The following is a 24591-nucleotide window of genomic DNA, read 5'->3' as shown; positions in this document are numbered from 1 at the left end:
CAGGGCCTCTCACGGCTTGCCTACTGCTTACCGCACAGCGAGACGACCTTCTGCTCATCCTCCGAGAGAGTGGGGCCGGGGCTGGGGGTGGGTGCGGTCGCTGATGTGGACGGGGTCGGTGAGGTCGAGGGGCTCGGTGATGCCTTGGACGTGAGGGAGGTCTTGCTGGTTCCCGTGGTGCCGCCCGCCTGGCCCGTGCCGGTCTTCGAGTTGTTCTTGCTCTCGGCCGCCTGACGCTCGGACTCCTTCTTGCATGCGGAGGCCTGCACGGAAAGCTCGTTGATCTTCGACTGGGCGCCGGTCAGGCTGCCTTCGGCGATCGTGGACCTGACCTGCTTCTGCTGGTACGGAGGCAGGTACTTGAGTTCGATCTCGGGGTGGTCCTTCTCCACCTTGGAGAGGGAGACCCACGCCAGGTCCTGGCTGATGCCCCGGTACAGCGCGACGTGCTCGTCCTTGGTGCCGACGTAGTACTGGGTCTGGGTCCAGCGCCAGCCGCCGTAGAGGCCACCGCCGACGACGGCGAGGGCGAGCACGGTGTAGAAGGATCTCTTCGCCCACTTGCGGCCCTTGCGGGGTTTGACGAAGTCGTCGTCGGTGTAGTCGCCGAAGCTGCCCGCGGGGATGTAGCCGGTGGTGTCGCCCGAGCCGGGCGGGCCGAACTCGCCGCCCCCGCCGTGTCCGTGGCCCTGGCGGCCGAGGCCGGAGGCGCGGCCGGCCGGGGTCTCCATGAAGCCGGGGTCGTGCAGGTGGTTCTGGTTCTCGGCGACCGCGCCGACCACGACCGGGGTGTCGGAGAGCTGCCCGGCGAGGGTGTCCCCGGTGTCCAGGTCCAGTACGTCGGCGACGATGACGGTGATGTTGTCGGGGCCGCCGCCGCGCAGGGCGAGCTGGATCAGCTCCTGCACGGTCTCCTGCGGGCCCTGGTAGCTGGCGAGGGTGTCCTCGAGCGTCTGGTGGGAGACGACGCCGGACAGGCCGTCGGAGCAGATCAGGTAGCGGTCGCCGGCGCGGACCTCACGGATGGAGAGATCGGGCTCGACGTGCTCGCCGCTGCCCAACGCCCGCATCAGCAGGGAGCGTTGGGGGTGGGTGGTGGCCTCTTCCTCGGTGATGCGGCCCTCGTCGACGAGGCGCTGCACCCAGGTGTGGTCCTGTGTGATCTGGGTGAGGACGCCGTCGCGCAGCAGATAGGCGCGGGAGTCGCCGACGTGGACGAGGCCGAGGCGCTGGCCGGTCCACAGCAGGGCGGTGAGCGTGGTGCCCATGCCCTCGAGTTGGGGGTCCTCCTCGACCATGGAGCGCAGCTGGTCGTTGGCGCGCTGTACGGCGGTGCCGAGGGAGGTGAGGATGTCGGAGCCCGGCACGTCGTCGTCGAGGGCGACGATGGTGGAGATGGCCTCGGAGGAGGCGACCTCGCCGGCGGCGGCGCCGCCCATGCCGTCGGCGATCGCGAGCAGGCGCGGACCGGCGTATCCGGAGTCCTCGTTGCCCTCGCGGATCATGCCTTTGTGCGATCCGGCGGCAAAGCGCAGTGACAGACTCATGCGCACCTCGCCCGTCGGCTCCGGGTACATCCGCACGGTGCCCACCCTCCGGTCGGGAGCGCGCCGGTGCCCGTGGTGGGGGCCGCCGCTGCGTGCTCGCTCCGCTCGCTCATTGTCGTACTACTTCCGCAGCTCGATGACTGTCTTGCCGATGCGGATCGGCGCGCCCAGCGGAATCGGCGTGGGGGTCGTCAGCCGGCTCCGGTCGAGGTACGTGCCGTTGGTGGAGCCCAGGTCCTCGACGATCCACTGGCCGTCGCGGTCCGGGTAGATCCTGGCATGGCGGCTGGAGGCGTAGTCGTCGTCCAGCACGATCGTGCTGTCGTGCGCCCGGCCCAGGGTGATGGTCTGGCCCTGGAGCGCGACGGTCGTGCCGGTGAGGGTGCCCTCGGACACGACGAGTTTGGTGGGGGCGTTGCGGCGCTGGCGGCCGCCGCCTGCCTGCTGACGCTGCTGCGGGGGCGCGGCCTGCTGGCGGGCGGCCTGCTGGGGCCGTGCGGACTCGCGCCTGGACCCGCGCTGGGTGACGCGCGTACCGAACAGGTCGCTGCGGATGACCTGCACGGCCACGATCACGAACAGCCACAGTACGGCCAGGAAACCCAGCCGCATGACCGTGAGGGTCAGCTCTGACATTGCCCCCGCTTCACCCTTCGGCTTGCCGGTAAATGATGGTGGTGCTGCCCACGACGATCCGCGAGCCGTCGCGGAGCGTAGCGCGGGTGGTGTGCTGCCCGTCCACCACGATGCCGTTGGTGGACCCGAGATCCTGGATCGTCGAGGGCGTTCCGGTCCGGATCTCGCAGTGCCGGCGGGAGACGCCGGGGTCGTCGATCCGCACGTCGGCTTCGGTGCTGCGGCCCAGCACCAGCGTCGGGCGGGAGATCTGATGGCGGGTGCCGTTGATCTCGATCCAGTGGCGGGTGCGGGAGCCGGGCTGCGGTGCGCCGACCGGGCCGCCCGCGCCGGGACGCTGGCCGTAGGGTGCGGCGCCGGGCGGCGGCGCGACAGGCATCGGCGGGGCGCCCGCGGGTGCGGCGGCGGGCGGGTAGCCGTACCCGCCGCCGGGGCGGCCCGCGGACCCGGCCGGCGGAGCGGCGGGCCCGGGAGCCTGCTGGCTGCTGGAGGAGGCGAGCGTACGGCTGCGTACCCGGTACAGGCCGGTGTCGAGGTCGTCGGCCTTCTCCAGGTGGACCTTGATGGGGCCCATGAAGGTGTAGCGCTGCTGCTTGGCGTAGTCGCGCACCATGCCGGCGAGCTCGTCGCCGAGCTGGCCGGAGTAGGGGCTGAGCCGCTCGAAGTCCGGCGTGCTCAGCTCCACGATGAAGTCGTTGGGGACGACCGTGCGGTCGCGGTTCCAGATGGTGGCGTTGTTGTCGCACTCACGCTGGAGCGCTCCGGCGATCTCCACGGGCTGGACCTCGGACTTGAACACCTTGGCAAAGGTGCCGTTGACCAGACCTTCGAGACGCTGCTCGAACTTCTTCAGGACTCCCATGAGGCACCTCCTCCGATGTCGCTTCCGTCCAGTGTCCCGGCTGGCGGGCGCTGCCTTGCCTGATACTGCTTACTGATCGTATCCACGCGCGGGTGAATCAGCTGGTTCCCCCTGTCGGCCCGGTCGACGGGTGTCGACGCTGGACGAAGTTCCCTCCGGAGGTTCCCTCCGGAGCTGCCCTTCGAACTCCTCCCACGCACTCCTTCTGCCCAGGATCGTAGAGGCGGCCGCAGACAAGTGTCCCGCACCTGGCTGTGGACCCTGCCCGGCTCCAGGGGAGACGGGCAGGACCGGTACGAGGTTGATACGTGACCCGGTACGTGTTGATACGGAGCGGAGGGCTTCGGGGGCGGGTCGTGCGCGTGCCGGTGGTCCGCAGGTCATGCCGCGGGAGGAGGAGCGTGGGGTGGCCGGTCGACGGCCGGACGGCACGTCCGTGCTGGTGGGCGGCTGCGTAGGGACAAGGGATGTGAACCCACCCCGGCCAGCGTGCTAATGTTCTGGGTGTCGGAAGGCGCCAGCCCAAAGGGCCGGAGCCGGAAGACACACCCAATGCGCGGGTGGCGGAATAGGCAGACGCGCTGGATTCAGGTTCCAGTGCCCGCAAGGGCGTGGGGGTTCAACTCCCCCCTCGCGCACCAGGAGATACCGACGAAACGGGTCTCTGCAGGTGACGGAAGTCACCGCAGGGGCCCGTTTCTCGTTCCATGATCACTGTGAGGCATCACACAGCCTGGTCAGGTCACACAGCAGGCCCCGACGCGTGAGCTATCTCACGGGGTGGGGGCCTGTCTTCGTGGTGCTGGGGTGCCTGTGGGACCGATCTATGCGGCGGGCGCCAGGTGACCGGTCGGGGTCCAGCTCCGCGGCTCCTTTTTCGGGCGGCGGTGGTGGGTGCGTCGGCGGGGGCGCTCGCCGCCGAGCGACAGTGTGTCCAGCCACTTCTTGATCTTGCGGCGGTTGGCGTGCGCCAGCTGGAAGGCGAGCAGGATCGTTTGTGCCGCGATGCCGCGGATACGGCGGGAGCCTGCGGATTCGATGCCCTCGGCGAGGGGGTTCTTGGCGTAGCCGTTGTAACCCTCGACGCTGTTGCGGAGCCGGAAGTAGACCTTCTGCCATTCCAGGCTGCCGTAGTCCAGGGCTTGCCACTGCTTGGCGCCCGCTTCGGGGCTGACGGTGATCGTGCGCTGGCGGCAGACCTTGAGGGGACCGGTGGGGCTGGGTTCCGGGTCGATGAGGGGCAGGTGGATGCCGCGACCCATGCTGTAGGGCTTGATGGGGCACTGGGCCTTGCCTGCCGCGGCGGGGCACATCATCCGCTGGTAGCCGTCGGCGTCGGCGTTCTCCTTCGGCATGACGCGGTAGCCGCGGCGAGCGGCGATCAGCTTGATCCACGTCTCCCGGTCGATGCGGTCGGCGTGCAGATCGATGGTGGCGTTGATGAGGGGATCCGGCATCGAGGGGCAGTACCAGCGGCCCTCGACGAGGATCGCACCGTGTGTTCCGGCCTGCTTGCCGAGCTGGTCCGCGCGGTAGTCGTAGACGGGTTTGTAGCCCATGGCCCGGACGGGGAGCTGCCACTCGTCGGGCTCGGAGTTGTTGTAGGCGCGGTCACCGGCGAGGTAGCCGGGTTTGTATCCACGCTCCCGGAGTCGGTTGAGGATCTTCAGGCCGTTGTACGCGGGGCGGTGACCGGGCTTGTCGAGGGAGACGCCGAGGACGAGGGCCGGGAGGACTTCGGGGTTGGGGGTGCCGTCGTCGAGGAGTACGGCGTCGTGTTCGGCGTCGCGGGTCACGATGAGGTGGGCGTCGTAGCCGAAGAGGTACTTCTTCTTGAGGGAGGTCTTCTTCTTGTCCTGGGCGGTCTTGGGCTTGCCCTTCTTGGCGGGAGGGGGAGACGGGCGCATGGACTCGGCTACCGGCGCGTCCGGGTCCCTGTGGTCGCCTTCCCGTACGTACCAGCCGGCATCCGGGTCGGTGGCGAGCTCCGGCCCGTTCGTACGGCGGCCGCGTGAGAATGTTCGGATGGGGGTGCCGTCCACACCCAGGGAGACTTCTGCCAGCTCCGTCAGCAGGCTGTGGAGGGGGCGTACGGAGGCGTCCAGGACGAACTCGGTGAACAGGGCCAGACGCCGCTCGCGCTCCGCCAGGTCGTCGGCGGCGGCCGCTGCGGTCAGTTCGTGGGCCTCGCTGCGTGAGAGGTGCCCGTTGGGCGGCAGTGGGGACGGGTTCATGGCGTCCTTCATGGCGTGGAAGAGTCGGCGGACGACCGCGTAGGCCCCTTCGAACCCCCGGTCGTCGTCGGGCTTGTCGGGGATGTCCAGCAGCTCGCGCAGCCGTGGGGCGAGGCGGAAGTACAGGATGTCGGTGACCCGTTCCAGGACGACCTTTCCGCCGGTGTCCTGAGTGCAGAGGTAGAGGCCGATGAGGAGGCTTCTGAGGTGCAGGGTGCGGCGTCGGCCGCGAGGGAGGTGGACGAACTCCTCAAGCAGGGGGACGAGTTGGCTGTTGTCCACCTCCTCGATGGCCGCCTCGACGTCGGCGTCGTCGAGGCGTCTGCGCTTCGTGCGCATCGCCATCAGGCGCTCGTGACGGTCGCTGGGGCGGCCGCGGGAGATCGTCATTGGCTGCCTCGCAGCAAGCGGGCCGCTTCCTCGGCGGAGACGCCGCGCAGGAACGGAAGGATGCGCGTGAGGCCGTGGAGCGTATCCACGCCAGCAGCCGCCACGATGACGGTGATGGGCAGCCGTTCTTCGAAGAGTTCGACCAACCAGGTGGACCTGAGGCGACCCATCACCAGGCGAGGCACGGTCGGGCTCGGTTGAGTACGCGCCAGGAAGTTCGTGACCGTGTTGGTGCCGCGGCTGCCGCAGTTGGGGCGGAACAGGTACCGGGCGGTGCCCGTCGTGTCGATGCGGTCGGCAGCGGACGCCAGGACGCCTTCCCACGGGCGCCGGCAGAGGATCTCCCGTTTCCGGTTTCCGCGCGTGGCCACGACAACCGGGCCTTCGCCGTTGGAAGTTCTGCGGACGTCATGGACGCGCAACGGGATGACCTCAGGTGAATCGAGACCGACGCCGAGCCCGAGTGCCATGAGGGTCTTGCAACCCCAGCGAAGCTCCTCGGTGGGCTGCCCACCGGCCCAGCCCCACAGATCCGCAAGTTCGGTCCGGCTGTAAGGGCTGTTGGCAACGGAGCCCGACAGCTGGGCGGGTTTCCCGGTCCGGCACTCGCCGCCCAGGACAACTTCACGCAGACGAAGCAGCCTGGTGCGGTAGTTGCCCCGCGTGCTCTCGCCCACCTGGGGACAGCCGACCGCGATGAACCGCTCGATCACCTCGCGGGCAAGCCACACCTCAGCTTTTGCGGGCAACCCCTCTCCGTCGCAGAAGACCGCCAACTGCGTGAGGGAACCGAGTAGTTCACGAGCCTTGTAGGGCAGGAGCGGGTCGGCGATACGGACGACGCGGCGCACTTCATCGCCGACGCGGCTCCACCCCGCGGGGGAGCCGGCCGGACGATAGGAATCAATGCGCTGACTCATCACATGCCGCCACACCAACACCCCGGCAGGAGGGGTGTTATTCGAATAACATCTATCGGTGGCAGCAGTCCCGCGCGACCGGGGAGGACCGGATGGGTCAGACTTCACTTCATGCCCCAAGGAGATGCCCGCCGACTGCCGCCGCGCGCGTACTGCGCCGGCGGTACGTGGCCTGAGGCCGTCATGGAGGAGCATCACGGGGCGCGTGTCGCCCAGGCGCTGGCCGCCAGGCTCCACGCGGCGATCGACAAGAAGGAGTGGTCGGTGGCCGAGCTGTCCCGGCGCAGCGGGGTCGCCCGCTACACCATTTCCAAGGCTCTGGCGGGTGAGGCCTGGCCCGATCTGCTCACCATCGCCAGTCTGGAAAAGGCTCTGGAAGCGGACCTGTGGCCCGGGCGGGAAGTGTGACGGGAGCGGCTGTGGAAGCTGAAAGAAGGACTGTTCGAGGCTGAACACGCAGCGGTCATCCCTTCGAGCGAAGGGCAGGACCATATTTCGCAACGCGCTACCGGTGGCGCAAGGCCGTCCGTAAAATACAGCGTGGCACGAACTGATCCGGCACTGTGGAAGGTTCTCGGGAGGTTCGTCGCTGTTGGCCGCCACCACGGAAGAAATTCCAGGTGGCGGCCGTCTTTTGTTTGGTAGAGGGATAGCTGCTCGAATTGTGTTCTAGGGGGTGGACCGGATGCCGGTCGCGTGCTGGTAATTCGAACCCGGGTGCTTCACGAGTTCGCCGGCCCGCATGAGCTCATCCATGGTCACGCGGACGCTCTTGGTCTTCGCGGGTTCGCCCAAGGCTTCTGCCATAGAGCCCGCTTTCCAGAGCCGCATCGGATCCTGACGCATGATCTCCCGGATGCGGTCCTTGCGGGTCTGGCCTTGGGCATTCACTGCCGTCGAGTCGTTGTCTTCGTCGTCGTCCGCTACCGACTGTCGCTGATCCGGGATGCCGTTGCGCCTCCACTCGTCTGCGGTGTCCTTGTACCTCTTCAGTTGACGTGTCAGACGCAGTTCCTGACGCACCTTGTAAAGATCCTTCTGTAGGTCCTCCTCCCTCTTCTCGAGCTTCGTGATGTACGTGTCTGGGTCACCGGCGAATTCTTCCCAGGGAAGGTCCTCAATCATTGGTGAACCGTACCTATGACAGGGCATCGGCAACCCTCTCCGCAAGGGGTATTTCACTCGAACTGGCGACGGTACTCAATTACCCTTGTCTGCCGAGTTCGAGAGTGCTCGAAAAGGCTGCAATTCTCCCCTGTGGTGTTTCCTGTCGCAGAGGAACGTTTCTCCTGGTTGTGTTTTTCGATGGTTTCCCGCGCCGTTTCTGCTGGCCGATTACCCCGGTTCATGTTTCCGCCTCTGATTCGATTAGCCCCCAGAATCGAGTTCCTTGGGTAACCGGCCGCAGATGTCACCTGTCCTTGTCTGCGTCTGGGCCTACCTTGGGGGATGCTCCTTGCCCGAGCAGTGCGGAATCTTGCTTCCTCGGGGATGCCTAGCCCAGTCCTGTCCGTAGGGGATGGGTAAGGCGGACAGGTAAGCGGCGCTGTCCTGCGCCGGGAAGTCACGGCCCTGTGAGTCTCCTCGATTACTCAGGCGTTTCCTGGGGACTCAAGTGCCCTACGGGATGGCAGCTCAGGCATAGGGCGTGAAGCCGCAGGCGCACATGCGCATGTCCCTTTGCGATAACGACGGCAGTTCGTACAAGCTCGCTGCGAGAGCCGACAACCCGGCGGGCGGGCATGAGGGCCGATCCATCCGACGGGAACCTGTGCACAGGGCATAAGGGAAGTGGCAGGTAGCCCAGCGGGAAAAGGAGCCCTGGAAACAGGGGACGCTGCTGCGGCATGTGTTGTGCCGCAACGACACCGCTACCTGTCCGGGCCGAGCCGCCGAGGCCGGCGCGGACAGGATCATCCTGTCTGGTGTACTCGAGCTCCCTTTCCTTCAGCGACTTGTCGCGTCGCTCCGGCCCGGCAGCCGCGGGCGGGTTCGCGGTCTTTGCCGTCCTCGGAGCCGTGGCCGTCCTCGTGGGCGGCAGCATGCGACCACAGAATGTCTCACCCGCCCGATCCTGAAGGAAGCGACGCCGACGACGCTGCCGCGAGCAGGACGCATCACCCGGACCCCTCGAGCACGCACAAGGCTTGAGCGGATCCAACCCAAGAAGGGTGCACTAGCGGTGAGTTGGCGCGTGTTCTGGGTACCGTCGGACGCGGTGCGGGGTGGAGTTCGGGGCAGTGTCGTCGAGGGATGGGAGGATCTGCCGTCTCGAATCGCTACGCCCAGACTCGACCTCACGCCCCGTGCCCTGTTCCCCACCGGACCGGTGTGACCGGCCCTGGTCGAGGCCGGACGGAACCGTCCGGGCCGCCAGGCCACCGCGGCCATGGACATGTTGTGCCGCGGGACCTGCCGCTACTGGTCGACGCCCGGGGATGATCATCGTCGCGCCGTGGTAGGTGACGCAGAGCGTGCCCATGACCCATGCCGAAGCAGTGGTGGAAAGGCATCGGCACGCAGACGCGATCGTCCTTTGTGTACCGAAGGCCGTCACCGAAGAAGCGGCCGTTGTCGACGATCCCGCGGTGGCTCAGGGTGACACCTTTCGGTGAGCCCACCGTGCCGGATGTGAACTGGATGTGGATGGCGTCGTCCGGCTGTAGCGTCGACGCGATCCCGGCCACAGTACTAAGGCATCCGGATGCTCGTCGGCTTTGGCGAACGTTCGCCGTCTTCCAGCCCGTTCGAGGATGTTCCGATCGTGAGGCGCTCGGTGATGATCGCCCGTGCGGCTTCACCCTTTCGGGTGGGCAGCAGCGGGTAGACGTGAATGAGGCCCTCGGCCTCGTGGAACTCCATGTCGACCCCCGCCGCTTTCGCGCGGTCGCGTAGCAGGTGCGCGTCCGGGTTGAGGACGTCGTGGGTGCCGCTGAAGACGGTGAGCGGGCCAAGCCCTGCCAGGTCGCCGGCCAGCGGGCTCACGCGGGGGTCGTCGGTGGGCAGCTCGCCGCGCCAGAGCTCTGAGAACACGCGGCCGCCGGGCTCACCCAGCCAGGGATCGGTGGGCTGGACCTGCGGGATCCGCGGGTTGGACCAGGACAGATCCAGTGCCGGGGAAATGAGCACGGTCCTGGGCAGCGTGACGTTGTGCCGGTCACGCAGGTCCATCGCGGCGGACAGGGCGATCTGGCCCCCGGCGGAGTCCCCGGCCAGTCGTACCTCTCCGTGCCGCTCGCGCGCCTCCAGGACGAGGTCGACGACGGCGCTCACCACGGCGTCCGCCGTGCCGAACGGGACCAATGGGTAGATCGGCACGACCACGGTGGTCTGAGCCTTGGCGGCGATCTGGGCCACCAGTTGCCAGTGCGCGGCGGCGATCTCGTACACCCAGCCTCCGCCGTGGGCGTACACGACGGCTCCCCGGGTTGGGCCAGCTGTGGGGTGTACGCGGTACACCGGCCAGCCGTCGCGACGTGATACATCGATGGTCACCGGAAACTTGAGTTGCTGCGGCGGTCCGTACGAGCTGGGCCGCAGCGCCAGGTCGTCGACGAGGGCGCGTGCCCGTTCGGCCGAGCGGAACGGGCGATTGCGGCGGGCGGCACGCAGGTACAGGGGGAATGCCCATTCGGGAAGTCGCATCAGAGTCGGCTCCAGACGAGGAAACGCGCGCTTGCGCTGCTTTGGGGCGGAACATCAATGAACGGCGCCGAGTTGCTCGGCGAGTGCGGGCGGGCGCGGCTCGGGCGAGCAGGTCGAGTGCGTGAGTCCGACTGACGCACTCGACCTGCTGTTCAACGGTGTGCGAGGTGCCCGGACCTATTGCCTGCCGGTCACTTGCTGGTCCATTCCGGTCGGCTCGATCCGCGGGGAACCAGCGGCGGGTGCGGCCACGCGGGCGGAGTGTGACTGAAGGAGACCGGCGGCGCCAGCATGTGGATGTCGCCCAGTGGCGATTCCGCATCGAACGCGCGCGGCTCGCGCAAGCTGTGCTCGTCGTCGATGCCGGCCTGGTCGGGGTCGACGAGTCCGAGGGTCTGGTACCACATGGCGGTGCGGGTGAGGTTTACGGTGACGTGCCACGAACCGCCTTCGCGGGCCTGTTTGACCAGCGCGGCTGCCGCGCCGGCGGCCCCCATGTAGCCGGTGATGAAGTCGTTGATCATGCCGGTCGGTGGCAGCTTCGGGTCCTCCGGCGTGCCTTCCAGCGTCATCAGCCCGGACGCGGCCGAGCCGTTCATGTCGAAGCCGCCGCGCTCGGCCCACGGGCCGGTCGAGCCGTAACAGGTGACCGAGACCATGACGATGCCCGGGTAGCGCTGCGCCAGTTGTTCGGGAGCGAGGCCGAGGCGTTCGAGTTTGCTGCCGCGGTGGTTGTTCACCACCACGTGCGTGTCGGAGAGCAGGTGGTCGGCGCGCTCTTGGCCGCGGTCGGTGGTCAGGTCGACGTAGGCGCTGCGCGAACCGACATTGGCTTCGGCGTAGATGAACTCGTGCTCGTAGTCGTTGGGCCGGGTCGCGCACAACACTTCGGCGCCCTGTTCGGCAAGTGTGCGGCCGACGGTCGGACCGGCGATGGCGTGCGTGAACGACAACACGCGCACGCCGTCGAACGGCCGCTGCGCCGCAGACCATGCGCGCCGCGGCGCGTCGCCGATGCGGCGCAGGCTGATCACCGGCTGGGTGGCCAGCAACGCCCCCTGCGGATGAGCGAGCCATTCCTCGGGAGTCCGGGCCACGCATAGCGGCAGACCCTCGGCGTTGGCCTTCTCCTCCAAGTCGAAGGCGTCCCATGTGGCGAACGCGGCGGCGGTCCTGGCGGGGTCGGGCGGGATGTCGAGGAAACGCTGCCAGTGTGCGGCGAGGTGCGGGTAGACGCCCGACGCCATCACGGTGCGGCCGTCGCGGGTGCGGTAGGGGGTGAGCAGGAACGGATTTTCGATGACCAGAGGGTGCGGGGCCGGTTCACCGGCCAGCGTCGGGTTCCAGTACGCGTTGGGCGTGATGTGGTGGACGGCTTCGCGCAGGTCGAGCGCGAGGTCCTGGGCGGGAAGGCCGCGCAGCCTGCCGAAGGTGACCGCGCCGACGGCGCAGGCCGCCATCGGGATGGCGATGCACGCGCCGAGTCGGTGCCGGGCGGGCACGATCGGGTCTTCCCCGGTGAAGGTGATTGTGCCGCCGGTGTCGGCCGAGGTCAGGCCGAGCGGGTCCAGTAGACCGTCCAGGGCGTGCAACGGGTCCATCGAAACCTCCGAAGCTCAATATACCGATCAGCATCGGATACCGACCAGTATCGAATACGGAACGGTATCTGATAAAGTGGGGGAGTGCCACGGGGAACCACGAAGAGACGACCGATCACCGTCGCTGCGCTGCTGGACGCCGCGTTCGAACTGTTCGCCGAGCAGGGCTACGGCGCCACGTCGATCGCGGACATCGCCGCGCGGGCCGGGCTGACCAAAGGCGCGTTCTACTCCAACTTCGACAGCAAGGACGCGTTGTTCCTGGCCCTGTTCGATCAGCAGTGGCGTGAGCGCGCCACCCGGCTGCGCCAGACCCTGCTGCGCGCACTGGAGGACGGGACGCCTTTGCACTCCGCCGATCCCGAAGCGGACCGCCGCTGGCTGCTGATCTCGACCGAGTTCAGCCTGCACGCCATCCGCAACCCCGAGGTCGCCCGGTTGCTGGTCGAGCACGAGAAACGCGGCCGGGCGGCGCTGGCCGAGCTGATCGAGCAGGCGTTGCGCTCGATCGACCGGGAGCCGGCGATCTCGCTGGGCGAGTTGACCCGCATGGTCGTCGCGGTCGCGGAAGGCGCCCAGATTCAGGCCCTGACCGAACAAGCGGCGCACGGCACGACGGAACCGCGCGCCGACAGCGCCATGATCGTCACCCTGCTCGACCACCTGACCGCGCCTACCCGATGACGCCCGCACGCAGCGAGGTCGCGAAGCAGCGCGGCTCGATCGACCGGCAGCCGGACGAGCACGAGGCGTTCAAACGATGGTTGGCCGGGGTCACGTCCTCCTCATCGCACGTCCAGCCGCCGCCAACGACCGGGAGCGGAGGCTGACAGCCCAACGGGTAATCCACGTCTGCCGCCGACACCGGCACCGTGGAGAACCGGTTCGGCTGCGGATCGGCCGGACGAGTGATGCGTCACTGCCGGCCGGTGCTGTCCTGTCCGCTGATGAGGTGCGGCATGAGTGACGATTCCCTCGCCCAGGGCCGTCGGCGGGACGACGTATCGAACAGATTGAGACCGTGCCGGTGACCGCCGAGCAGTACGACCCGTAGGTCAGCGCGTTCGGCACCTTGATCTGCCCGGCCACGGAAGCTGCCGAGCGGCCCGTACGGCGGCCGCTTCCGCAGGGTCCTAGCGCGCAAGCGGCAGCTGGGCCGCGATCTTCTGGGCCGCCTCTCGCACCAAGTGGCCGTAGGGTTCGAACAGTTCCGCTCCGACCCGCGCCTTCGGCGCCGAGATCGACAGGGTCGCAACGGGCGTCCGCCCGGGGTGACGGATCACGGCGGCGATGGCGACCGCCCCCTCGGCCAGCTCCTCGTCGGCCGTGGCGTAGCCGTTGTCCCGGATGCGTTCCAGCTCCTCCCGCAGCCGTTCAGGGTCGGTCAGGGTGCGTGGGGTGGCCGCCGCGAGCGGGCGGCCGAGGTACTGGTCGAGGTCGTCGTCGGAGAAGGTCGCCAGGTAGGACTTTCCGTTGGCCCCGCAGTGGAGCGCGGTGCGGCCGCCCAGCGGGTGGACGGTGCGCAACTGGTGCGCGCTGTCGATGCGTTCGACGAGGACCATCTCGTACCCGTCCGGGATCATGAGATGGACGGTCTCCCCCGTCGCCGCCTGGAGTTCGTTGAGCACGGGCACGGCCAGGTCGCGCAGGTGGGCACTGTTGGCGACCTTGGCGCCCACGCTGAAGGCGCGGCTGGTCACCTCCCACTGCCCCGCGGAGTCGACCCGGGCCCACCCCGCCTCCTCGAGGGTGAGCAGGCAGCGCTGCACCGTGCTTTTGGGCATGCCGAGGCCGCGCGCGAGGCCGCTGAGGCCTGCGGGCTGACGGTCAGCCACCTCCTCCAAGACCCGCAACGCGTTGAGCACACTCTGCATGGCGTCTCCTCCCCTGTTCCGGCCCCTCATCGCGGGCCGGGCGTCATCGCAACCGGCGGGGCCGCACGGGGCACTTTCGCGCAAACCCTTGACGGCCCTGTCGGGGCTGCCTACGGTCCTCGCTACCGCTGGTCCACATCACAGAACATCGGTCCACAATGTGGACCAAAAGGGGATCTGATGTCAACAGCAGGCCAGAAAGCTCCCGCTCCCTCGGCACCGGACGCCACCACCCGACTGGACAAACGCGGCCGCCGTGCCTTCACCGGCGCCGTGGGCGGCTGGGCGATGGACGGCTTCGACGTGTCGATCTTCGCGCTGATCGCCGCGCCCGCCTTCAAAGAACTCCTGCCTGCCGCGGGGCAGTCCCCGTCCGAGATCAACGTGGGCTTCTACACCCAGTTGAGTGCGGCCTTCTTCCTCACCGGCTGGGGGCTGTCCTTCATCTGGGGCCCCGTCGCCGACCGCTTCGGACGCCGGCCCGCGATGATCGGCAGCATCCTGACCTTCTCGGTCTTCACCGCATTGGCCGGCGCGGCCAACAGCCCCTGGTGGCTCATGGCCTGCCGCTTCTTCGCCGCGCTCGGTGTCGGCGGCGAATGGGCGATAGCCGGCACGGTCGTGGCCGAGGCCGTGCCCGAGAGGCTCCGCAGCCGCATGGGCGGCTACATGCACTCGGCCACCTACGTGGGATCCCTCCTCGTCAGCCTCGTCTACCTCGCCGTCGGCAACAGTCTGGGATGGCGCGGCCTGCTCTTCCTCGGCCTGCTGCCCGCGCTGCTCGTGCTGTTTCTGCGGCTCGGCATGCAGGAGCCGGAACGCTTCGAGGCCGCACAGCAGAGCACAGCCACCGCTCCCGGCGCCAAGAGCGGGTTCCTCGCACCGCTCAGGACGGTCCTGCAACCGCCCTACCGGGCCCGCAGCTGGGGCAACCTGGTGCTGCTGGTCGTGAGCGTGATGGGCCTGTGGGCCGGCTCCACCTTCGGGCCAACAGCCATGGTGCACATGGCCGAAGCCGCCGGGCGGGACGACGAGGCCCGACTCGCCTCGCTGGTCAGCCTCGTGTCGACTGCCTGCACCATCATCGGCTGCTGGGCCGTCCCGCACCTGACCGACCGGTTCGGGCGCCGCCGCACCCTCGCGGCACTGTACGGCCTGATGGCCGTCGGCATCCTCGGCGCCTACGGTCTCGCCTACCCGCGCGAGGACATCCCTCTCTTCTTCGTGTTCGCCGTGGTACTCGGGTTCGGCGGTGCCAACTTCGCCGTCTTCACCGTGTGGTTGCCCGAGCAGTACCCGACCCAGATCCGCGCGACTGCCTTCGCCTTCGCCACCACACTCTCCCGGCTGGCCGCCGCCGTGGGCACGCTCCTCATCGCCTGGGGCATCTCGGCCACCGGATCCCTGTCCCTGCCGCTGGCACTGACCGCCGTCCCCTTCATCGCCGGCATCTTCCTCGTCCGACTCGTCCCCGAAACCCAAGGTCAGTCCCTGCCGGAGTGACCCGGCAGGCAGACCAGCAGACCCGACGCCCAACTCCGCACCGCCAAGGAACCACGAGCCCTGGCCGGCCCCATGTCGCACCGCACTGCTGTGCGACATGGGCGCCGACGTCATCAAAGTCGAAGGCGCTCCCGCACGGCGACGGGCCCCGCGCCTGGCCGCCCTACGACGGGGCCCGCAGCCTGCACTTCACCAGTCCCGACCGCAGCAAGCGCTCCATCGCACTCGATCTGAGGACCATCGCCGGACGCTATCTCCTGCGGCGTCTGGTGACCGACGCCGACGTCGCCACTGCCTCGCAGGTCCAGCGCATGACTCGTGGTCAGCCCGATGCCCCATGAGACATGCCGAGCGCGAAGAATAGTTCCACGCCGACCACGTGGCCGGGCTTCCCGTGTGCTGCGCGGACCTTCGGTGAGCGCCATCGAGACGAGCGGCGTGCGGCCCGGTCGGCGGCCGTCGCCGACGAGGACCTGGCGCAGGAAGTAGCGGTACATCTGCCAGGCGGCAATCAGCGCGATATCCATCATGCAGACCACGCCACACGGCCCTGACCTGCAAGAAAAGACCGATCAGTGTTCCGTCCCGCCAGGCGGGAGCGGCAGGCAGAACTCGATGCCGCCCGGCCGCGAACCGCGACCTCACTCGAGCCATGAACCAGCGTGGCCGATACACCTGGGCCGACGTAGGGCTGTCCGGCCTGATCGCCGCGCCGGGCTGTCCGTACGGCCGTGCAACACGGTTGCCTGGCCGCCCCTGCTGGAAGGCAGTGGTTATGAGGCAGTTCCGGTGTCTCCGGTTCGTGTGTGGGTCGTCAGGCCGGTGAGGACCAGGGTGAGCCAGCGGGCGCGGGCGGCGGAGGGCTGGTCGGTGGGGGCCGTGCTGAAGAGCAGGTAGATGTCGTCGACGGTGACGTCCTGGTGGATGTCTCCGTCGGCCTGGCCCGCCTGGATCAGCGCGGCCAGTGCAGCGCCTGCGCGGGCTTCGGCATCCCGGTCGACGGGGTCGGCGCCGAGGGCCCGGGCGGCGGTCTTGACGGCGTGGTTGACGGCGATCGCCTCCGTGACGACGGCCAGGAAGTCGGTGATCTCGTCCACAGCGCGGGCGCCGGTCGCGAGGCGTTCACGGGCGGCCTCGGCTGCTTCGGCGACATACGTGCTGTATTCGGCGACCACTGCGGCGACCAGGTCGGTCTTGGTGGGGAAGTGGCGGTACAGGGTGCCCACGGCCACGCCCGCTGCGGCGGCGATTTCGTCCATGCCGGCGTCGGGGCCGTGCAGGGTGATCTGTTCGCGGGCAGCGTCGAGGATCTTCTTGCGATTGCGGACCGCGTCGGCGCGCGGTGCTCGGGTCTGGGCCATGGGCTCTCCTGCGGTGGGCGTCTCGGCTTGCATTAACGTGAACCATGGTTCATGATGAATCGTGAACCGAAGTTCATCTTACTTCGACAGGAAGCCCCCATGAACGCCAAGACCGCTCTCGTCACCGGTGCCTCCTCCGGCATCGGCGAGGCCACCGCCCTCAAGCTCCAGTCCCTGGGGTACACCGTCTACGGCGCCGCCCGCCGCGCCGACCGCCTGCAGAAGCTGGCCGACCGCGGCGTGCGGCCGCTGGCCATGGACGTTACCGACGACGGCTCCATGGCCGCCGGCATCGACCGCATCGTCGCCGAGACCGGCCGCATCGACGTGCTGGTCAACAACGCCGGCTACGGCTCCTACGGCGCCATCGAGGACGTCACCATGGACGAGGCCCGCCGCCAGTTCGAGGTCAACGTCTTCGGCGCCATGCGCCTGGCCCAGCTGGCCCTGCCGCACATGCGCGCCCAGCACTCCGGCAAGATCATCAACATCACGTCCGTGGGCGGCAAGATCTACGTCCCGCTCGGCGGCTGGTACCACGGCACCAAGTTCGCTCTCGAAGCCCTCAGCGACTGCCTGCGCCTGGAGGCCAAGCCCTTCGGCATCGAGGTCGTCATCATCGAGCCCGGCGCCATCGCCACCGAGTGGAGCGGCATCGCCGCCGACCAGCTGGAGAAGTCCTCCGCCACCGGCGCTTACGCCAAGCAGGCCGACGCCGTGGCCTCCTTGATGCGCTCCGAAGCCCACGCCAAGCGCAACTCCCCGCCCCAGGTGATCGCCGACGCGATCGGCAAGGCCGTCACCGCCCGCCGTCCCAAGACCCGCTATGCCACCGGCTTCGGCGCCCGCCCGCTCATCGCCCTGCGGCGCCTCGTGTCCGACCGCGCCTTCGACGCCGTCATCTCCCGCGCCTCCGGCCTGCCTTCCTGACCCTCACCGGGCCCGTCTTCGTCAACAGCCCTGCGCCGCGGTCTCCATGGCGCGGGACGAACCGGACCTCATGTCTTCACCGCAGGCCGTACCGTGCCTACACCGGTTTCCCCGGCTGCACCCGTCGTCCTGCCGCAGCGCCTCCCGCCCTCATCTGCACCGCAGCCCGCCTGTCCCCGGCCGCGTGCTGAATCGCTGGTCCCCTGGCCCTGCCTGCGACGCAGGACAGCTCGCGTCCCGCAGATACAGAACTGGTCGAGGCAGCCGTCCGGGCCCCGCAGGCGCCTCCTACCCCTAGCAGCCCGCCCCCTTCCTGCTACGCACACCACCTCAGACCGGGGCCGCTCATGAGCGGGACGGCCCCGCCGCGCCGGATCCGTGGGGACGGGACCGGCGCGCCGCCCGGGCCCGGCGGCAGGATCCTCCCCCCGGTCCGCCGCCAGGCCCGGGCCCCTCCTCTTTCCTTCTCTCTCCGTCACGAAGTCCCGAAGTGGGTACCACCATGTCCGAAACAGCTCGCAAAGCCTCTACCGCCCCGAGCGGTGAAGCCAACCGCTGGAGGGCGCTCGTCTTCATCGCGCTCGCCCAGCTCATGGTGGTGCTCGACGCAACCATCGTGAACATCGCCCTGCCCTCCGCCCAGGCAGACCTGGGCATCTCCGACGGCAACCGGCAGTGGGTCGTCACCGCCTACGCCCTGGCCTTCGGCGGTCTGCTCCTGTTCGGCGGCCGGATCGCCGACCTGTGGGGCCGGAGGCGCGCCTTCCTCATCGGCCTCATCGGCTTCGGCGCCGCCTCCGCACTCGGGGGCGTGGCCACCACCGGTGCGACAATGTTCGGAGCCCGCGCCCTGCAGGGCCTGTTCGGTGCGGTCCTCGCCCCTGCCGCGCTGTCCCTGATAGCCGTCATGTTCACGGACGCCAGGGAACGCGCCCGGGCGTTCGGCATCTACGGAGCGATCTCCGGAGGCGGCGGCGCCGTCGGCCTCATTCTCGGCGGCTTCCTCACCGAATACCTCGACTGGCGCTGGACGTTCTTCGTGAACATCCCTTTTGCCCTCGTCGCCATGGCCGGTACCTGGCTCGTCATCCGCGAGCCTGAAGGCGGCCGCAACCGCTCCCCGCTCGACATCCCCGGCGTACTCCTGTCCGCCCTCGGACTGGTCTCCTTGGTCTACGGCTTCACCCGTGCCGAGTCCGACGGCTGGAGCGACGCCGTGACCATCGGCCTGTTCATCGCCTCCGCAGTCCTGCTGCTCGCCTTTGTCGTCACCGAGTCCCGCGTCAAGGCCCCCTTGCTGCCCCTACGCGTGATCACCGAACGCAACCGCGGCGGCGTCTACCTCTCCCTGGGCCTTGCCATCATCGCGATGTTCGGCATGTTCCTCTTCCTCACCTACTACCTGCAGGTCGTCAAGGGATACACCCCGGTCACAACCGGCTTCGCATTCCTGCCGCTGATCGCAGGCACGATCGCAGGCTCCACCCAGATCGGCGCCCGGCTCATGACCCGAGTCGCCCCACGCCTGCTGATGGGCCCCGGTTTCCTCACCGCGGCGGCCGGCATGCTCATGCTCACCCAGCTGGAGACCAGCTCCTCCTACATAGGACTGCTCCTGCCCGCGCAGCTGCTCCTCGGCCTGGGCATCGGAACGGCGTTCATGCCGGCCATGTCGCTGGCCACCTACGGCGTCCAGGCCCGCGATGCCGGCGTCGCCTCTGCCATGGTCAACACCTCCCAGCAGGTCGGCGGTGCGATCGGCACCGCCTTGCTCAACACCATCGCCGCCTCTGCGACCACTGCCTACGTCAAGGACCACATCCAGGCCGCCACCACCAAGCCCCAGCAACAGCTGGTCCAGCTGGAGGCCTTGGTGCACGGCTACGCCAGCGCCATCTGGTTCGCCGTAGGCATCCTGATCGCCGCCGCCATACTCGCCCTGACCCTCGTCAACGTGGGCCGATCGGCAACCGACTCGGCCACAGAGGACGCCGAGACGCGCACGCCAGTGATCACACACTGACAGGCCCCCTCACCCCGTACGGCCAGCCCCAGGTCGCCCCCAGCCGCCCGTCGGCCCCTCGCCTCACCCATGTCCTGATCGAACCGGAGCAGCCACTCGCCCGTGCTCCGCGCCCGCGCTGCGCCACCAGCCTTGCGCGACGCGGAGCCGCTCCAGTCTGTCGCCGTGAAGTCGTTCGCCAGCCAACCCGGTTCGCTCGGTCCGGCGATGGCACCACACCTGTCGCATCCCGGCCCCGGGCGCCTGCACCACACTGGCCGCGGTCGGCGGCCGTACCGCCCGGACCGCGGACATCGTCGTCCTCATGCTCCCCAGCAGCACGGTCGTCGAGGCGGTCCTCGGCGACCCCGCCGTCCTGGCAGCACGGTCGTGGACATGAGCTCCTCCGACCCGATGTCCACCCAGCGCCTCCCGGCGAGCCTCGAAGCCCGCGGTGTAACACTCCTCGACGCACGCGTCTCCGACGGGGGCAAGGGCGCGGAGAACGGCAGGCTCACGATCATGGTGGGCGGCGCCGAGGATGACGTGAAGCGGCTCCCGCCCCTGCTCGCCACCATGGGCACCGCCCGGCGCGCCTGCGAGGTAGGCGCGGGACGCGCCCTCAAGGCCATCAACAATCTGCTGTCCGCCACCCTCTGCTCGCCACGGCCGAGGGCGTACTCGCCGGTGAGCGCTTCGGGCTCTACCCGGCGGTCACGACAACGAGTTCCCGAACTTCGTGCTGCCCGGCCCCTATGACTCAGGCTTTGGCATGAGACTCATGGTCAAGGACATGTGGATCGATGTCGACCTGGCCCATGAATTCGGTGTCGCCAGTCCCCTTGCCGAGCGCGCCGTGGCCCTCTGGGAAGGGGCGCTCGCCACCCTCCCCCACACCGCGGACCACACCGAGATCCCCCGCCGGGCCTTCAGGGAGTCAGTCGGTGACGTCAGGACTGCGGGGCCGGTCGGCGGCTGGCCCAAGCGCGGGCGATGTGCTGGCGCATTGCGGCGGCCGCTCCTGCGGCGTCGCGGTTACGGAGCAGTTCGAGGATAGTCAGGTGCTCGTCGAGTGACTCGGCCAGGCCGTCGTGGGTCTCGTGTCCGTGGTAGAGGCGTGACAGGCGGGCCTTGCCGTGGATGCTGCGAATGATCGCCTGGCCCAGGAGGTTTCCGGAAGCTCCCATGATGATCTCGTGGAAGGCGGCGTCCTCCTCGGCGTAGCGCACCGGGTCGTCCAGTGCCTCCCGCATCGCGGTGGCCTGCTCCTCGAGTCGGGCGAGTTCGAGGTCGGTGATGCGGCCAGCCGCGTCGGCGGCCATCTCGGCCTCCAGGGCGATACGCACACTGACCAGCTGGTCGAGGATCGACAGCGTCCGGTCGTGGCGGACCTGGGCCTCCAGGACGACGGGGTCCAGCAGATTCCACTCCTGCGGCTCACGCACCCGTGTGCCGCGCCCGGGCGCAGCCCTGACCAGTCCCTTCTCTTCGAGTAGTTTCACCGACTCGCGCACGACGGTCCGGCTGACGCCGAACTCCTCGCACAGCACCGCCTCGATGGGCAGCGCGGAGTCCGGCGGATAGGCCCCGCCCACGATGCGGTCGACGAGATAGGTCACCACGGTGTCGCCGAGCCGGCCAGTCTGCCGCCGGGGGACGGCTCCCAGCGACCCCTCCGAGGGTGCAGGCGCCAGTCGTTGGCGGTTGGCCGGGGGACGGGGCACGTGCGGCTCCTTGTGATCGGTAAATACCACAGCGTACACCTTGTGGATTATGTCATTCATATGATGAAGTTCGTCCGCCCCGGCGAAACGCCGGTGAAACATGGCCGAAGTCCGCCGGATCGCGACCGGGATGGGACGAGGCACGGTGTCGCATCACCGAAGGAGCCCTCGTGCTTTCACTCCGAAGAACAATCCCTTCACACCGTCCCGGGCTGCGGATACGTGCCGCGGCCGCGGCGACGGCGCTCGTCGGCGCCCTGCTCTCCATGGTTGCCTCCGCCGGATCGGCGCAAGCCGCGACCATGACGACGCTCTACGCGTCCCCGTCGGGCACCGGCACCGCCTGCTCCGTGAGCCAGCCGTGTTCGATCACCCAGGCCAAAGCAAATGTGCGTGCGGTCAACTCTGGCATGACCGGCGACATCGTCGTGCAGTTGGCGGACGGTACCTACCGTCTGTCCGCCCCGCTCTCCTTCACCGCCGCCGACTCCGGCACCGGCGGCCACACGGTGATCTGGAAGGCCTCGCTGGGCGCGCATCCCGTCATCACCGGCGCGCAGCGGGCCACGGGCTGGACCGTGCAGGACTCGGCGAAGAACATCTGGAAGGCCAACGTCGGCACCGGGTTCGACACCCGGCAGTTGTACGTCGATGGTGTCCTGGCGCAGCGGGCCCGCTCCACGGTCACCCGCTCGGACCTGACCGTCACCACGAGCGGCTACATGTTCACCAGCAGCTCGCTGAGCTACCTCAACAGCCTTGCGAACCCCGGCCGGACCGAGATCCACGGCATAGGGTCCTGGACCGACCGCTACGCCCCGGTGTCCGGCATCAGCAACGGCACCATCACCATGACCGAGCCCTCATGGACCAACAACACGTTCGGCTGGGACACCCTGCCCCAGCCGCTCCGGGTCGGCCCGCTCTACATCGAGAACGCCTACGAGTTCCTCGACACCGCCGGTGAGTGGTATCTCGACACCACCACCGGCACCCTGTACTACAAGCCGCTGCCGGGGCAGAGCATGAGCACCGCGGACGTCGAGGTGCCGAAGCTCGACTCGCTCGTCGACGTCGGGGGAAGCTATGCCTCTCCCGCCACCCACATCACGTTCTCCGGGCTTCAGTTCTCGGGCACCAGCTGGCTGGGTCCGAGCGGCAGCAACGGGTACGCCGCCCAGCAGACCGGGACCTACCTGGCCGGCACCTGGTCCACCCCGTCGGACTGGCTGACCTCCTGCAATGGTCACGGCTGCAAGTTGTTCGAGGCGACGCGCCCGCACTGGAACCAGATGCCGGCCGCCGTCCAGGTCTCGGCCGCCGACCACATCGCCTTCACCGGCAACCGGTTCACCAACCTCGGGCAGCTCGCCCTGGGCATCGGCCAGGACGCCAACGCACACGCCACCGGCGTCGGACTCGGTGCCGACACCATTACCGCCACCGGGAACGTCTTCGCCCAGGACGCGGGCGGCGGGATCGTCGTCGGCGGGCTCCAGGCGGACGCGCATCACCCCAGTGACAGCCGGATGACCAACAAGAACATCACCGTCAACGACAACGTCATCCACGACGTGGCGATCGACTACCGCGACATGACGGGCCTCCTGGTCACCTACGTCAACGGCGCGAGCGTCTCGCACAACGAGGTGTACAACCTGCCGTACTCCGGCCTCGCCATCGGCTATGGCTGGGGCGTCAACGACCCGGGCGGCAGCCCGGACTACGCGAACCGCGGCCTGTACGACTACCAGCCCATCTACTCGACGCCCACCACGGCCCAGAACAACACCATCACGGGCAACCACATCCACGACATCATGCAGCAGATGGCCGACGGCGGCTGCGTGTACACCCTGTCGGCCTCGCCCGGCAGCACTATCACGGGGAACTACTGCCACAACACCAACAACTACTACGGCCTCTACCACGACGAGGGCTCCCGGAACTTCACCGACACCAACAACGTCGTGCGCTACACCAACCAGTGGCTCTTCGCCCACGTCAGCTCAACCCACAACACCGGCGCCCTGACCGCCACCGACAACTGGACAGACAAAGACAACGCCAACATCAACAGCACCGACGGCCACGGCGATAACGTCAGCGGCACCGTCGTCGTCACCGACGGCAACTGGCCGTCCGGCGCGCAGACGGTCATGAACAACGCAGGCATCGAGCCGCAGTACCGGTCGCTGACCACCGGCACCGTCACCGCCCCCTACAGCGCCTACTCCTCCACCCCCGCCGCCACCGGACAGACCGGCGGCTTCTTCACCGTCACCGACGCGGGCACGGACATCTGGGGCGCCGGCGGCCAGCACGACGACACCTACGGCACCGTCTACCAGGCAGGCGCCGCCGTCAACGGCACCTCGGTGACCACCCGGGTCGACAACATCGACAACACCAACGCCTGGGCCAAGGCCGGAGTCGTGCTGCGCAACAACCTCACCGGCAGCGGCTCCTCACCCGGCTACGCGACCGTGGTGGCGACCCCGGCCAACGGCGTCAGCTTCCAGTGGGACTCCAACGGCGACGGCTACCTCGACCAGCTGACCTCCACGGCCACCTCGGTCAAGGCACCCGTCTGGGTGCGGCTCACCCGCACCGCCACCCAGGTGTCCGCCTACTACTCCACCGACGGATCCACCTTCACCCAGATCGGCTCGGCGGTGACCCTGCCGTCCATGGCCGCCACCCAGGACGCCGGAGTCATCCACACCGCCCACAGCACCACAGCCGGCAGCGCGACCTTCAGCAAACTCCAGATCGTCACCTCGCCCTGGCGTGCCTACAGCTCCATCCCCGCCGCGGTGAGCCAGAGCCAGGGAGTGACCTCCCTGACCAGCGCCGGCATCGACACCTGGGAAACAACCACGATGCACGACGACGAGTACTCCGCCGCCTACCAGCCGGCCGCCGCGGGAACCTCCTCCACCGTCACCGTTCACGTCGACAGCCAGGACAACACCAACGCCTGGGGCAAAGCCGGCCTGATGCTGCGCAACAACATCGCCGCAGCCGGCTCGTCCACCGGATACGCCTCCCTCGCCGTCACCCCCAGCAACGGCGTCAGCCTGCAGTGGGACTCCGACAGCGACGGCTACGTCGACAAGATCACCACCAAGACCGGCCGCTCCGCCCCCGTCTGGCTCCGGCTGGTCCGGAACGGCACCTCGCTCACCGGCTCCTACTCCACCGACGGCACCACCTGGACCAACGTCGGCACCGCCACACTGACCGGAGCCAACAGCAGCCTCGACGCGGGGACGTTCTTCACGGCCCACAGCCCCACACCCGGCACCGCGAGCTTCAGCCGGTTCTCCATCAGCTGACGAATCGTAAGGGGCACCCGAGGC

The 24591-nt window shown here is 68.6% G+C and carries 21 protein-coding genes and 1 tRNA gene; 10 read left to right on the top strand and 12 right to left on the bottom strand.

Going from position 1 to position 24591, the window contains the following annotated elements; genetic code table 11:
- Positions 1 to 20: 20 nt before the first annotated feature.
- The 3 genes from ACFY1E_RS07955 to ACFY1E_RS07945 all read right to left on the bottom strand — a co-directional run bounded on the left by ACFY1E_RS07955 (position 21) and on the right by ACFY1E_RS07945 (position 3045).
- A complete protein-coding gene (locus ACFY1E_RS07955) occupies positions 21 to 1577 on the bottom strand; it encodes a Stp1/IreP family PP2C-type Ser/Thr phosphatase (protein ID WP_389073369.1) in 1557 nt (518 codons plus the stop codon).
- A gap of 90 nt (positions 1578 to 1667) precedes the next feature.
- Entirely contained in the window at positions 1668 to 2183 is a 516-nt protein-coding gene (locus ACFY1E_RS07950) for an FHA domain-containing protein (protein WP_389072761.1), read from the bottom strand.
- Positions 2184 to 2193: 10 nt separating this feature from the next.
- Positions 2194 to 3045 carry a DUF3662 and FHA domain-containing protein gene (locus tag ACFY1E_RS07945; RefSeq protein WP_351473140.1) on the bottom strand — a complete coding sequence of 284 codons (852 nt, stop codon included), beginning with the start codon at positions 3043 to 3045 and terminating at the stop codon, positions 2194 to 2196.
- 554 nt (positions 3046 to 3599) lie between these two features.
- Here ACFY1E_RS07945 and ACFY1E_RS07940 point away from each other — a divergent pair.
- A tRNA-Leu gene (locus ACFY1E_RS07940) sits at positions 3600 to 3686 on the top strand.
- A 183-nt stretch (positions 3687 to 3869) separates the two neighbouring features.
- Here ACFY1E_RS07940 and ACFY1E_RS07935 read toward each other — a convergent pair.
- Positions 3870 to 5669, bottom strand: a complete 1800-nt coding sequence (locus ACFY1E_RS07935) for a hypothetical protein (protein ID WP_389072758.1) — start codon at positions 5667 to 5669, stop codon at positions 3870 to 3872.
- A complete protein-coding gene (locus ACFY1E_RS07930) occupies positions 5666 to 6589 on the bottom strand; it encodes a hypothetical protein (protein ID WP_389072757.1) in 924 nt (307 codons plus the stop codon). The genes ACFY1E_RS07935 and ACFY1E_RS07930 overlap by 4 nt, the downstream gene beginning before the upstream one ends.
- A 111-nt stretch (positions 6590 to 6700) precedes the next feature.
- On the opposite strand from ACFY1E_RS07930, the gene ACFY1E_RS07925 reads away from it, so the two are divergent.
- Positions 6701 to 6997 (top strand): multiprotein-bridging factor 1 family protein, encoded by a 297-nt coding sequence (locus ACFY1E_RS07925; RefSeq protein WP_389072756.1) that lies wholly within the window; start codon positions 6701 to 6703, stop codon positions 6995 to 6997.
- A gap of 261 nt (positions 6998 to 7258) precedes the next feature.
- Here ACFY1E_RS07925 and ACFY1E_RS07920 read toward each other — a convergent pair whose 3' ends face one another.
- The 4 genes from ACFY1E_RS07920 to ACFY1E_RS07905 all read right to left on the bottom strand — a co-directional run bounded on the left by ACFY1E_RS07920 (position 7259) and on the right by ACFY1E_RS07905 (position 11835).
- Positions 7259 to 7714 (bottom strand): hypothetical protein, encoded by a 456-nt coding sequence (locus ACFY1E_RS07920; RefSeq protein ID WP_389072755.1) that lies wholly within the window; start codon positions 7712 to 7714, stop codon positions 7259 to 7261.
- A 1172-nt stretch (positions 7715 to 8886) separates the two neighbouring features.
- The gene (locus ACFY1E_RS07915; RefSeq protein WP_389073366.1) at positions 8887 to 9210 is read right to left on the bottom strand and encodes an AMP-binding protein; all 324 of its coding nucleotides are present in this window, start codon (positions 9208 to 9210) and stop codon (positions 8887 to 8889) included.
- Positions 9211 to 9280: 70 nt separating this feature from the next.
- Positions 9281 to 10234 carry an alpha/beta hydrolase fold domain-containing protein gene (locus ACFY1E_RS07910; protein WP_389072753.1) on the bottom strand — a complete coding sequence of 318 codons (954 nt, stop codon included), beginning with the start codon at positions 10232 to 10234 and terminating at the stop codon, positions 9281 to 9283.
- Positions 10235 to 10425: 191 nt separating this feature from the next.
- Complete coding sequence (locus ACFY1E_RS07905) at positions 10426 to 11835, bottom strand: CoA transferase (protein ID WP_389072750.1); 1410 nt, start codon at positions 11833 to 11835, stop codon at positions 10426 to 10428.
- An 84-nt stretch (positions 11836 to 11919) separates the two neighbouring features.
- Between ACFY1E_RS07905 and ACFY1E_RS07900 the strand changes: the two genes are divergently transcribed.
- Positions 11920 to 12519: a TetR/AcrR family transcriptional regulator gene (locus ACFY1E_RS07900; protein WP_389072748.1), complete on the top strand. Its 600-nt coding sequence runs from the start codon at positions 11920 to 11922 to the stop codon at positions 12517 to 12519.
- A 449-nt stretch (positions 12520 to 12968) separates the two neighbouring features.
- Here the strand turns inward: ACFY1E_RS07900 and ACFY1E_RS07895 are convergent, their stop codons facing one another.
- A complete protein-coding gene (locus ACFY1E_RS07895; protein WP_389072746.1) occupies positions 12969 to 13709 on the bottom strand; it encodes an IclR family transcriptional regulator in 741 nt (246 codons plus the stop codon).
- A 180-nt stretch (positions 13710 to 13889) separates the two neighbouring features.
- Here ACFY1E_RS07895 and ACFY1E_RS07890 point away from each other — a divergent pair, with 180 nt between their 5' ends.
- Both ACFY1E_RS07890 and ACFY1E_RS07885 read left to right on the top strand, forming a co-directional pair.
- Entirely contained in the window at positions 13890 to 15212 is a 1323-nt protein-coding gene (locus ACFY1E_RS07890) for an MFS transporter (protein ID WP_389072744.1), read from the top strand.
- Entirely contained in the window at positions 15209 to 15553 is a 345-nt protein-coding gene (locus tag ACFY1E_RS07885) for a CoA transferase (RefSeq protein WP_389072741.1), read from the top strand. The genes ACFY1E_RS07890 and ACFY1E_RS07885 overlap by 4 nt, the downstream gene beginning before the upstream one ends.
- Before the next feature lie 432 nt (positions 15554 to 15985).
- Here the strand turns inward: ACFY1E_RS07885 and ACFY1E_RS07880 are convergent, their stop codons facing one another.
- Complete coding sequence (locus ACFY1E_RS07880) at positions 15986 to 16573, bottom strand: helix-turn-helix domain-containing protein (protein WP_389072738.1); 588 nt, start codon at positions 16571 to 16573, stop codon at positions 15986 to 15988.
- A gap of 99 nt (positions 16574 to 16672) precedes the next feature.
- On the opposite strand from ACFY1E_RS07880, the gene ACFY1E_RS07875 reads away from it, so the two are divergent.
- The 4 genes from ACFY1E_RS07875 to ACFY1E_RS07860 all read left to right on the top strand — a co-directional run bounded on the left by ACFY1E_RS07875 (position 16673) and on the right by ACFY1E_RS07860 (position 20562).
- Positions 16673 to 17503, top strand: a complete 831-nt coding sequence (locus tag ACFY1E_RS07875) for an oxidoreductase (RefSeq protein ID WP_389072736.1) — start codon at positions 16673 to 16675, stop codon at positions 17501 to 17503.
- A gap of 502 nt (positions 17504 to 18005) precedes the next feature.
- On the top strand, positions 18006 to 19526 hold the full coding sequence (locus ACFY1E_RS07870) for an MFS transporter (RefSeq protein WP_389072733.1): 1521 nt from the start codon (positions 18006 to 18008) through the stop codon (positions 19524 to 19526).
- 207 nt (positions 19527 to 19733) lie between these two features.
- Positions 19734 to 20264 carry an NAD(P)-binding domain-containing protein gene (locus ACFY1E_RS07865; protein WP_389073364.1) on the top strand — a complete coding sequence of 177 codons (531 nt, stop codon included), beginning with the start codon at positions 19734 to 19736 and terminating at the stop codon, positions 20262 to 20264.
- Positions 20265 to 20277: 13 nt separating this feature from the next.
- The gene (locus tag ACFY1E_RS07860; RefSeq protein WP_389072731.1) at positions 20278 to 20562 is read left to right on the top strand and encodes a hypothetical protein; all 285 of its coding nucleotides are present in this window, start codon (positions 20278 to 20280) and stop codon (positions 20560 to 20562) included.
- Here the strand turns inward: ACFY1E_RS07860 and ACFY1E_RS07855 are convergent.
- Positions 20456 to 21229, bottom strand: a complete 774-nt coding sequence (locus ACFY1E_RS07855) for a FadR/GntR family transcriptional regulator (RefSeq protein WP_389072728.1) — start codon at positions 21227 to 21229, stop codon at positions 20456 to 20458. The two genes, ACFY1E_RS07860 and ACFY1E_RS07855, sit on opposite strands and share 107 nt — an antisense overlap.
- A 170-nt stretch (positions 21230 to 21399) precedes the next feature.
- On the opposite strand from ACFY1E_RS07855, the gene ACFY1E_RS07850 reads away from it, so the two are divergent.
- Positions 21400 to 24567: a DUF1349 domain-containing protein gene (locus ACFY1E_RS07850; RefSeq protein WP_389072726.1), complete on the top strand. Its 3168-nt coding sequence runs from the start codon at positions 21400 to 21402 to the stop codon at positions 24565 to 24567.
- Positions 24568 to 24591: the final 24 nt, after the last annotated feature.

Origin of the sequence: Streptomyces sp. NPDC001604 (assembly GCF_042893475.1) — a bacterium.
GTDB lineage: Bacteria > Actinomycetota > Actinomycetes > Streptomycetales > Streptomycetaceae > Streptomyces.
This window is presented reverse-complemented; position numbering and strand designations above follow the sequence as displayed.